General features: G+C 65.8%; 12 protein-coding genes and 1 pseudogene. 8 read left to right on the top strand and 5 right to left on the bottom strand.

Annotation, left to right across the window (positions count from 1 at the left end; all coding sequences use genetic code 11):
* From G011_RS30000 to G011_RS0119185, 5 genes are all read left to right on the top strand, one after another.
* Positions 1-744, top strand: a 744-nt coding sequence (locus tag G011_RS30000) for an RHS repeat-associated core domain-containing protein (protein WP_036552814.1), incomplete at its 5' end; no start/stop codon positions are given.
* A gap of 613 nt (positions 745-1,357) precedes the next feature.
* Positions 1,358-1,780 (top strand): RHS repeat-associated core domain-containing protein, encoded by a 423-nt coding sequence (locus G011_RS0119190; protein ID WP_231391528.1) that lies wholly within the window; start codon positions 1,358-1,360, stop codon positions 1,778-1,780.
* A gap of 516 nt (positions 1,781-2,296) precedes the next feature.
* On the top strand, positions 2,297-2,647 hold the full coding sequence (locus tag G011_RS32535; RefSeq protein ID WP_231391527.1) for an RHS repeat-associated core domain-containing protein: 351 nt from the start codon (positions 2,297-2,299) through the stop codon (positions 2,645-2,647).
* Positions 2,648-2,769: 122 nt separating this feature from the next.
* Complete coding sequence (locus G011_RS31825; protein ID WP_155979799.1) at positions 2,770-2,910, top strand: hypothetical protein; 141 nt, start codon at positions 2,770-2,772, stop codon at positions 2,908-2,910.
* Positions 2,911-3,229: 319 nt separating this feature from the next.
* Entirely contained in the window at positions 3,230-3,448 is a 219-nt protein-coding gene (locus G011_RS0119185; RefSeq protein WP_019609903.1) for a hypothetical protein, read from the top strand.
* A 53-nt stretch (positions 3,449-3,501) separates the two neighbouring features.
* On the opposite strand, the gene G011_RS0119180 is transcribed toward G011_RS0119185, so the two are convergent.
* From G011_RS0119180 to G011_RS0119165, 4 genes are all read right to left on the bottom strand, one after another.
* Positions 3,502-3,984 carry an ATP-binding protein gene (locus G011_RS0119180; protein ID WP_019609902.1) on the bottom strand — a complete coding sequence of 161 codons (483 nt, stop codon included), beginning with the start codon at positions 3,982-3,984 and terminating at the stop codon, positions 3,502-3,504.
* A complete protein-coding gene (locus tag G011_RS33010) occupies positions 3,981-4,295 on the bottom strand; it encodes a hypothetical protein (protein ID WP_369757387.1) in 315 nt (104 codons plus the stop codon). Before G011_RS33010 ends, G011_RS0119180 begins: the two co-directional genes overlap by 4 nt.
* Positions 4,296-4,843: 548 nt before the next feature.
* A complete protein-coding gene (locus tag G011_RS30765; RefSeq protein WP_019609900.1) occupies positions 4,844-5,020 on the bottom strand; it encodes a DUF397 domain-containing protein in 177 nt (58 codons plus the stop codon).
* Positions 5,017-5,796, bottom strand: a complete 780-nt coding sequence (locus G011_RS0119165; protein WP_019609899.1) for a Scr1 family TA system antitoxin-like transcriptional regulator — start codon at positions 5,794-5,796, stop codon at positions 5,017-5,019. The genes G011_RS30765 and G011_RS0119165 overlap by 4 nt, the downstream gene beginning before the upstream one ends.
* A gap of 181 nt (positions 5,797-5,977) precedes the next feature.
* On the opposite strand from G011_RS0119165, the gene G011_RS0119160 reads away from it, so the two are divergent.
* The 3 genes and pseudogenes from G011_RS0119160 (at position 5,978) to G011_RS0119150 (ending at position 7,663) form a co-directional block, all read left to right on the top strand.
* The gene (locus tag G011_RS0119160; RefSeq protein ID WP_026338447.1) at positions 5,978-6,538 is read left to right on the top strand and encodes an ATP-binding protein; all 561 of its coding nucleotides are present in this window, start codon (positions 5,978-5,980) and stop codon (positions 6,536-6,538) included.
* 24 nt (positions 6,539-6,562) lie between these two features.
* Positions 6,563-6,727, top strand: a pseudogene (locus tag G011_RS32795) (SDR family oxidoreductase); the annotation flags it as partial.
* A 162-nt stretch (positions 6,728-6,889) separates the two neighbouring features.
* Positions 6,890-7,663: a DUF4239 domain-containing protein gene (locus G011_RS0119150; protein ID WP_026338446.1), complete on the top strand. Its 774-nt coding sequence runs from the start codon at positions 6,890-6,892 to the stop codon at positions 7,661-7,663.
* A gap of 352 nt (positions 7,664-8,015) precedes the next feature.
* Here G011_RS0119150 and G011_RS0119145 read toward each other — a convergent pair whose 3' ends face one another.
* Positions 8,016-8,759: a hypothetical protein gene (locus G011_RS0119145; protein ID WP_026338445.1), complete on the bottom strand. Its 744-nt coding sequence runs from the start codon at positions 8,757-8,759 to the stop codon at positions 8,016-8,018.
* Positions 8,760-8,893: the final 134 nt, after the last annotated feature.

Below are 8,893 nucleotides of genomic sequence, written 5' to 3'. Positions count from 1 at the left end.
TGGCTGAGCTATGACACCACCGACCAGACCCAGATGCGCGGCGTCACCGACGTGCACGAGGGAACCCGGGTGGAGCGGCAGCTGTCCAACACCGCGCTCGGGGTCACCAACATCGCCTCCGAGGGTGAGCGCACCAGCTTCGTGCGCGACCCCGACGGGCGGTTGGTGTCCATGGTGGCCTGGGACGGCGATGAGCGGTTCCACTACACCCTCGACCAGCAGAACACCGTGCTGGCTCTGACAGCCGAGGGTTCGCAGGCCCAGTCCCCGGACGTGGTCTACGACTACAGCCCCTATGGCGAGCGCACCTCTGAGAGCCTGGAGGGGACCGCAGCGGCGGCGTTGAGCCCGTTCGGGTTCACCGGCGCCTACCAGTTCCAGGACGGCACGGTGCACCTGAACCACCGCTTCCACAGCACGTTCACGATGGGCTTCACCCAGCCGGACCCCTCCCGGCAGGAACTGAACAACTACAACTACGCGGCCTGCGACCCCATCAATAACACCGACCCCACGGGACTCCAAACTTATGGTGAGTGCATGGTCACGAACGTCGTCGTGGGTTTTTCTACTGCTGGCATTGTTGGAGCGGTGTGGGGCGGCGTCTCAGGTGGTGTGGGCGGTTCCGTTCTTGGTCCCGCAGGAACGTTCGCGGGAGTAGTCGGTGGGGCGTCGGTGGGCACGCTCAGCGGAGTTGCCCAAGGATTTATCGGCGGTGCAATTGCTGGCGTTCTTCTGTGTTGATTAATTGCCCGGATGACTTTCGATGAATGAAGAAGTAGGCATGAATAAGAAAACGATTTCGGTTGCGCTTGTTGGACTGCTGGTTATTTCTTCGTGGGCGCTTCTGATGCACTTGCTCATGGGGAGTGGTTTTGTGATCTACCTCGCGGTTGGAGTTGTGGTCTACTTTTCATTTCTTGGTGTCAAGGGGATTCTAAGGCGACGACATGAGTGAAGATGATTCTTGTTGTCGTTCGCATCTCGACCAGCATGACGGCCTGGCATAGTTTCTGCCTCCACACCCCTTCGGGGAGGTGGAGGCAGAAGTTATTTCGCAAAGGAAGGATGATGTGAAGAAAGGGTGGATGTGGAATATTTATATCGCCTTTGTGGTATTGGCGATATGTGCTCTGTTTTTCGCAATAAACCTCAGGCAGGGTGGAGGCGTCTGGGGTGCTACTTTGGTTACCATTGGGTTATTGGCGGTAATGTCTGTGTCTGGCCTGATATTCTGGGCTGCGCGTGGGGCAATTAGAAAGAATAGAGAATAATGTAATATTCTAATTTTCTGGAACCTGATTTCTCATGTGTGCTGGCGTTGACAGTCGAGGGTTCAGAGACTGATTCCCCGGACGTGGTCTACGACTACAGCCCCTACGGTGAGCGCACCTCTGAGAGCCTGGAGGGGACCGAGGCGGCGGCGTTGAGCCCGTTCGGGTTCACCGGCGCCTACCAGTTCCAGGACGGCACGGTGCACCTGAACCACTGCTTCCACAGCACGTTCATGCTGGGATTCACCCAACCGGGCCCGTCCCGACAGGGGGCGAAAAACTACGCCTACGCGGCCTGCGACCCCATCAATAACACCGACCCGACGGGTTTGATGAGCTGTAGCTTCAGTGTGATTACCCTACTCATCTCTGGCATTGGACTTGTCGGATCTGCCACGGCTACTGGGGTAAGTTTTGGTGCAGCATATTTTTTCCTCGGTGTCAGCGCATATGGAACACTGGTTTCAACCAAGTCGGCAAGTGAAGCATGTGGCTGGGGGTTTTAGTCTTAAATAAAGAGTTGGTTAAACCTTCAATTTAGTGGCCGCCCGAGTCCTTTTTGGGGCTCGGGCTCGGCCAGATGATTGGATACAATGTCTCGCTGGAAGCTTCTCAAGTATTTCGCACTCGGCATGTGCGCATTCGCTCCACTTTTTATTGTTGGATACCTTTCGTCTGGAGTCGCCTTCGGGTTAATTCTCGTTGCATGTGGGGTGCTCTTCGGTTTGCTTTTTTTGGGACTTCGGTTCACGTTTGATAAATTAAAAAAAGAAGAGTGAAAAGTTTGGTGTGGTGGCAGTGATTTATGGTGTGCACTGACAGGATGCCACTGATCAACGCCGTTTTTTGGGCTGTTCATCGGTTATGAAAGTAGCTTTCCGGGGTGCGTTGCCTTGTATCGTCATCAGATTTCCAGTGCCGCCTCGCGAGGGGAGCGTACTAGTGAACTCCTGGAAAAGGACCGAGCCAGGCAGCTGAAGCCGTCCGGGTTCACCGGTGCCTACCAGTTCCAGGACGGCACGGTGCATCTGAACCACCGCTTCCACAGCACGTTCACGCTGGGCTTCACCCAGCCGGACCCCTCCCGGCAGGAGTTGAACAACTACACCTACGCCCAGTGCGACCCGATCAACAACACCGACCCCAGTGGCCTTGCTTCGTGCGGAGTCGCTGAGGCCGTAGACATGTTCTGGATGGCCTTCTCTGTTCCTGGCCTTTTTGGCTCTATGGGTGTCACCACAGGTCTCTCCGCAGTCGGCCTCGGCGGAAGTCTCGCTGTCTGGACTGCGCGCGCCAACCGGGCGTGCAGTTGGAGTAACCCGGGTGCCCTTACAGAGGGCGCGTCAGCTGGGGCATCCTACCTCGGTGTCTAACCAGGCTTAACAGCCAGCTATCGGGTGGCACCAACATCTGGTGCCGCCCGATAGCCATCCCAGCTTTCTCCTAGTCGGCCTCCTGGCTTCTAAAGGAAGCTACAAACATTGCAATAAAAGGAATGAGTAAAAATGCCGCCCAGATAAATCTTGAAGCATCAGGTGGCCAGAATATGAAAAAAGTCGAACAGGCGCCAAGGATGCCTATGGTTGAAAATATGAGCAAGCCGGGGCGCTTGACTGCCCGCTTCTTCGGGGGGTGATATTCTTCCATGCCAATGATGATTCCCAGGCAGTGGCAACCTAAACCAGCCAGGGGACTGGTGAGGTTTCACATAGCTGCAATTTACTGACGAGCCCCCTTTGGAATACCATGAATTTTCATGATGAATTTTTCTTCATTGAGCTCGTTCGGGTTCACCGGCGCCTACCAGTTCCAGGACGGCACGGTGCGCCTGAACCGCCGCTTCCACAGCACGTTCACGATGGGCTTCACCCAGCCGGACCCCTCCCGGCCGGAACTGGGTAACTGCGCTCGGGCTTGCTGTGGCGGATCGACAACCAAGGAAGGGAGCAGGGCGCATGGAGGGAAGGTTTCCGAAGGACCCGACCAAGAAGGAGCTTCGCACTCTCATCGGGTTCAGGCTTGTTAGCATAGCCTTTTTCCTCGGTATAGCGGTATGGCGCGTGTGGGAGGGCGATTACCTGTGGTCCGCTCTGACCGTGGTCCTCGCCGCCATTCTCTTCGCGGTCTATGTGGCCCCTCGCATGCTGCAACTGCGCCGCAAGAAGAAGGAGTGACCTCCGGGAAAAGGGGGCGCGGGCACGACGGTGCCCGTACCCCCTTCTGTACGTCACCAAGCGCCGCGCAGGCTCCGGGGCGGCTCGGCGTCGAAGGCGGCCCAGACGTGGGTGCCGAGCCCGTAGCGGCGCGGAAAGGCGAAGCCAGCCCACGTGCGGGAGAGCTGGCGCACCAGCAGGAGTCCGCGCTGGCCCTCCGCCGCCTCCCACTCCTCGTCGGTGCGCTCGTTGGGAATGCGGGGCAGGGTGGGGCCGCCCGCGTCGCTGACGGTCAGGCGCAGCGTGCGTTCGTCGGGCATGGACAGGGTGCGGGTGACCCCCTCCTCCGAAGGGGCGTACTTGCAGGAGTTGGCGACGAGTTCGCTGGCCACGAGTTGGACGGTCGCGACCAGGTCGGGGTCGAACCCGGCCAGGTCGCGGGCGAGTTCGGAGCGGACCCGGGAGAGTTCGGACAGGTCGCAGGCGTAGTCGAGGTGTCCCCAGAAGGCGAACGGGCCGGGGACCGGTGCCGGGTCGTGCACGGGCGTGCGGGTCATACCGTCACCCCGTCCGCGTATCGGGCCCGGGCGGGTGCGGCGGCGAGGAGATCGCCGACGGGAACGGGCGCGGGGGCCGGGATCGGTGCCGGGGCCCGGGTCAGAGTCGGGGTCGGAACCGGAGGCGGGGCCTGGGCCGGGACGTGAACGGAGCCGTGCGACCACGCGCGCAGTCGAATGACGGCCTCGGCCTGGACGCGGGAGAGGTCGCGCTCACGCTCTTGTTCGCGGGCGGTGTAGTAGGGCCTGACCAGGGCGATGTCGTCGGCCGGGAAGATCTCCGGGGCGGGGGCCAGGCGGGGAGGGGGCACCGGGCGCGGAGCGGGGCGCGGGGCCCCGCGCTGTGGAGTCGGGGGCCTGCTGGACCGCGCGGAAGCGGGCGCGGGGACCGGGGCGTAGCGGCGGACCCGGGTGGAACGGTGACGGCGGACGGCGGCCGAGTGGCGTCCGCGCGCGGGGATGAAGAGGGATGTCACCAGAGCCAGGGCACGGGTGAGAAGGGCAGCGCTAAACTGGCGCATGCTGGCAGTTCCTGTTCTTAAAGGGTGAATGTTGCTGGCCGTGACCCCGGGCGGTATTCGACCGTCGCGGGGTCTTTCGTGTTCAGTTGTGTGTTCGGAGAAAGGTTAGGGGGTTGGTGGAGGGGTGGAGAACGCTACGGGGGAGTAGGGTTCGGAAAATGTGCGCGGGGGGTGTGTATGTGCTGGTCAGGGGCTTGGTTTGAGTGTGAAAAATCTGGCTGGCCAGCTTTCTCTATTGTCCGGAATGGTTGGTTTTGAGGGTCTTTTCCTGGGGCCTTTTGGGTAAGGAAAAGCCCCCGGCCGAAGCGGGCGCGGGGGCTGGAGGCGGTTAGAGGCGGTTACAGGCCGGAACGCAGGCCGCTGAGCAGCGCCACCCACTGGTCCCCGGGGACGGTGAGGTGTCCGGCCTCGCGGTGGACGGTGTCGCGGACGTCAGCGCCGGAGGCGTGTTCGCGGACCTCGACGCACTGGCTTCCGGTCTCGCTGTGGCTGCTCTTGTGCCACTCGTTGCTCATGATGCTTCCAATTCGCTCAACAGCTGCCGAGACTCTCTGGCGGGCAGCGCGGACGCCAGACACTTTCTTACCAGCGCCTCTGCTCGCGGATGCCCCTCGGCTTCCAGGATGACGTTTCCCGCGATGTAGTCACTCGATACGGCTATCGACCCGTCCACCAGACGGAACAAGTAGCTCGGCGACGTCACCCCCAGCATGGACACTCCGGGAGGGAGTAGGTGAACTTCAGCGCTGCCCTCGCCCATCAACCCGAGAAGGTGTGTCGCTTGCTCCTGCCGTACTTCCTTCGGTACGCAAGCCACTGCGCTGTGAGGGAACACAGCAGTTACCACCGGGTTGTGGTGATGCTCTCGCAGCGTTTTGAGTCGACTACATCGACTGTTAGACCAATGGTCGATATCAGTGTCCGAGGCCAGGGGCTGCCCGTCTTTGAACACTAGGCGGGCGTACGAGGGGGACTGGAGCAGACCCGGGACCAGCACTGGTGACAGGCAGTCGATGGCCACGGCCTGCTCCTGCAACCGGGCCACGTTCAGCTGCCACACCGGCAGCTCCGTCCCCGAGGTCTGCTTGCGCCACGCCTTGAGGAGCCTGCCGTCCGCCTTGAGCATCCGGTCCAGGGCCTCGGCGGTCTCCACCCTGGGCGTGAACTTCCCCGACTCCCACCGGGACACGGACGCGGGTGACGTGCCCATGTCGAAGGCCAGCTGTTTCTGTGTTCTCCCGGAGAAATCGCGAAACGTTGTGAGCAGGGAGGAGAAGTGATCTTGCGTCACCCTGCACAACTTACAGAGCCGTTGCGCTCCCTGTCATCCGTTCTCCCAAAAACGACAGACGCTGGAGATATCCCGGGCCCTGTGACGAGGGTGGATACAGGTCACGAACCCGCAGGTAATTGCGGCCTGTTCGTGGCTATGTTCCGGAGGATGGTGATTTCAGTTGGGATCAGTGACAAGCATGCAATCGCGTCGCGGCGGTTCGGGTTCGGGTTTCCAGGACGGCGGCGGCACCGGGCGTTTCCCCCTGCCCCGCAGGGGAGTGGAACCCCGCGACAGGGCACCCCTGGTGCTGGACCAGCGCTGGAGCAGCCTCGGCACCGCGCTCATCATCGCGGGGCGTCCCGACCAGGCCGCCCTGGTGCGCCACAGGGTCTCCGCCCTCTCCGCCCTGCCGCCGCTGGCGAGGGAAGCGGCCCAGGAACTGGCCGGCGAGGTGTTCAACAACGCGATCACGCACACGCGCAGCGGCCTGTCCGGGGGCGAGGTCATCGTGAGCGTGCACCGGCTTCCGGGCCGCGTGCAGGTCAAGATCACCGACCAGGGGCCGGTCGGCGAGGACGCCGTCACCACCACACCGTGCGTGCGGCCCGCCGACCCGCTGCGTGTGGGCGGGCTGGGGATGCGCCTGGTCGCCGCGCAGGCCAGCCGGTGGGGCACGCTCCACGAGGGCGGCCGGACCACCGTCTGGTTCGAGATCGACCGGCCTGACCGCAACCGGGGTCTTCCGGGTTGTCCGTGACACGGACACGACATCTCCGGTCCCGCGTTCGGTGGTGGCCAGCCCCTCGGGGTGGGCAGAGCGTGGACCGGTGGTGCGCCCGAGGCGGCTGGGCCCGCGCTGTTCCTGATGTCCCCGGCCGCGCGCGCCCTCACCGGCACGACGCTGCACGTGGACGGCGGGTACCACGCGATGGGCGCGCCGCTGTAACCCGGGGAGCCGACCGGGAGGGGGGAAGGGCGTCCGCGCTGGTCACCGCGCCGGGGGGACATTTGCGGACGTTCTTTCTTTCCGCTGAGAAGGCCGCCCCGCGCGTGCTACGGATGGACGCGTTCGCTGCCGGTCCCTCCTCCTTCTTCGCTGGGAATCCCCATGATGACAATGCTGACCGTCCTCGCCGTCCTGGCCGCCATGGTCGGCGGCGCGGTCCTCGCCGTAGGCAGGTTCCGCGTCGACGACGAATCCTCGGGGGGCGCCGTCAGCGTGGTCGTCGCCCCCTGCGTGCTCGCCCTCTACCTCGCGGCGGCGGCGATGGGGGTGGTGATCGGCTGGGAGAACTTCACCGGCGCCGGGGACGGGCTGACCGAGGAGACGGGCGCGGCCGACGCCCTGTACTGGAGCACCACCACCCTCCCCGCCGAGGAGGCGGAGACGGTGCGCCAGCAGTTGCGCGCCTACATGACCGCGGTCGCGGAGAAGGACTGGCCGATGATGCGCGCCGAGGGCGAACTGAGCGAGGAGGGCGACGAGGCCCTGGCCGACCTGGCCGCGTCGGTGCGGGCGCTGTCGGTGTCCGACACCGGCGACGGCCTGGACCGCCTGACCGCCCGCCAGGAACTCGCGGAGCTCAGCGACGCGCGCATCGAGCGCGCCGACGCGGCCGGGGACGGCATCCCGTCCGTCCTCAACGGCATCGCGGCCCTGTCGGCCGTCGCGGTGGCGGTGCTGCCCTTCGCCATGATCCGACGGGGCTCGACCGTGGCCTACTTCTGGGCGTCGGCCAACCTGGTGTTCGTGTTCGCCACGATCCTGCTGCTGTTCTACCTGGGCAACCCCTACAACGGGGCCCTGGCGCACGACGCGGGGGCGATCCAGGACGCGCTGGCCGGGTTCGAGCGGATCGACGCCTCACTCAGCCCCCAGTAGGGGCAAGCGGGCCGACGGGCCCCGGACGCGTCCTCGGGGGCCGCGTGCGGGGCCCGTCTGTCGGTGGTACGCGGCGGGGTCCGCGCCTCCTGCTCGGTGGCACGCCGCCCGCCGTCTCCGGGCACTGGCGGACGGCCGTGTCGGGCCGTGTCGGGTCAGGCGCGGATGCGGTCGCGCCGGGGCGCTCACCCGCGCACGGTCGCTCCGAGGTCTGTCCGCTGTCTTCGGGCGCTGGCGGACGGCCGTCCCGGGCCGGGGCGGGGCAGATGCGGGTGCGGGCCGTGCCGGGGCGCTCACCCGGGATCGGTCACCCCGGGGGCGGCGCCCGTCACGGCGCCGCCCCCGGAGCCGGTCAGCCCGAGGAGCGCGTGGCGGCGCGGCCCGCGCCCGCGGCGACCACGGCGACGACGACCATGAGCACCACCATGGTGCGCATGGGGGTGAAGGCGCCCGCGGCCTGCGGCGCGGAGTGCGGGGAGAGGTCGGCCAGCACCTGCTCCCGGACGGCCCGCTCCACCGGGGGCGGGGCCGACGGGGACTCGGACGGCTCTTCGGGCTGGGCCGCGCGCTCCTGGGCGGGCTCGGCCGGGGCGGCGGCCTCCGCCCCGGGCGGCGCCGCTCCGGGCTCCTCCTCGGCCGGGGGAGCGGGCTCACCGGGGGCGGGCGGTGCGGGTTCACCGGGTTCACCGGGCGCGGGCGGTTCGGGTTCGGGGTAGCCGGGCTCCTCAGGAGCGGGGGGCTCCGGCTGCTCGGGGCCCGGCGAGCACGGCGGCGCCTCGCCCGCGCGCACCACGACCCGCACGCCGTTCGCGCACACCAGGACGTAGGACCCGGGGTTGACGTCCACCAGTGCGCCCGAGGTCTCCACACGGACCCCGCCGGGGCCCACCTCCACGCGGGAGTTCCCGTCGTCCACGCTGACGCCGCCGCCGTCCGCGTTCACCTGCGGGACGGTGTCCACCGCGCCGACCAGGGAGGCCGTGTCCAGCGGTCGAGCGGGCGGGCCGTCCGGGGCGAGCGAGGGCGAGGCCCCGCAGGCGAGCAGGAGCGCGCCCGACGCCAGCAGCGCGGGCAGAGCACGGCGTGAGGGGGGCATGGGACTCCTCGTGTCGCTGTCGGCACTACGGGTGATCGTACGTGGTCAGTCCGGACCCTACACCCGAGAACGCGCCCCCAGTGGCCCGCCCGACACAGACGCCCCTGCTACCAGCGCCACCGCCGGAGCCGACA

Origin of the sequence: Nocardiopsis sp. CNS-639, from assembly GCF_000381685.1 — a bacterium.
Taxonomy (GTDB): domain Bacteria; phylum Actinomycetota; class Actinomycetes; order Streptosporangiales; family Streptosporangiaceae; genus Nocardiopsis; species Nocardiopsis dassonvillei.
This window is presented reverse-complemented; position numbering and strand designations above follow the sequence as displayed.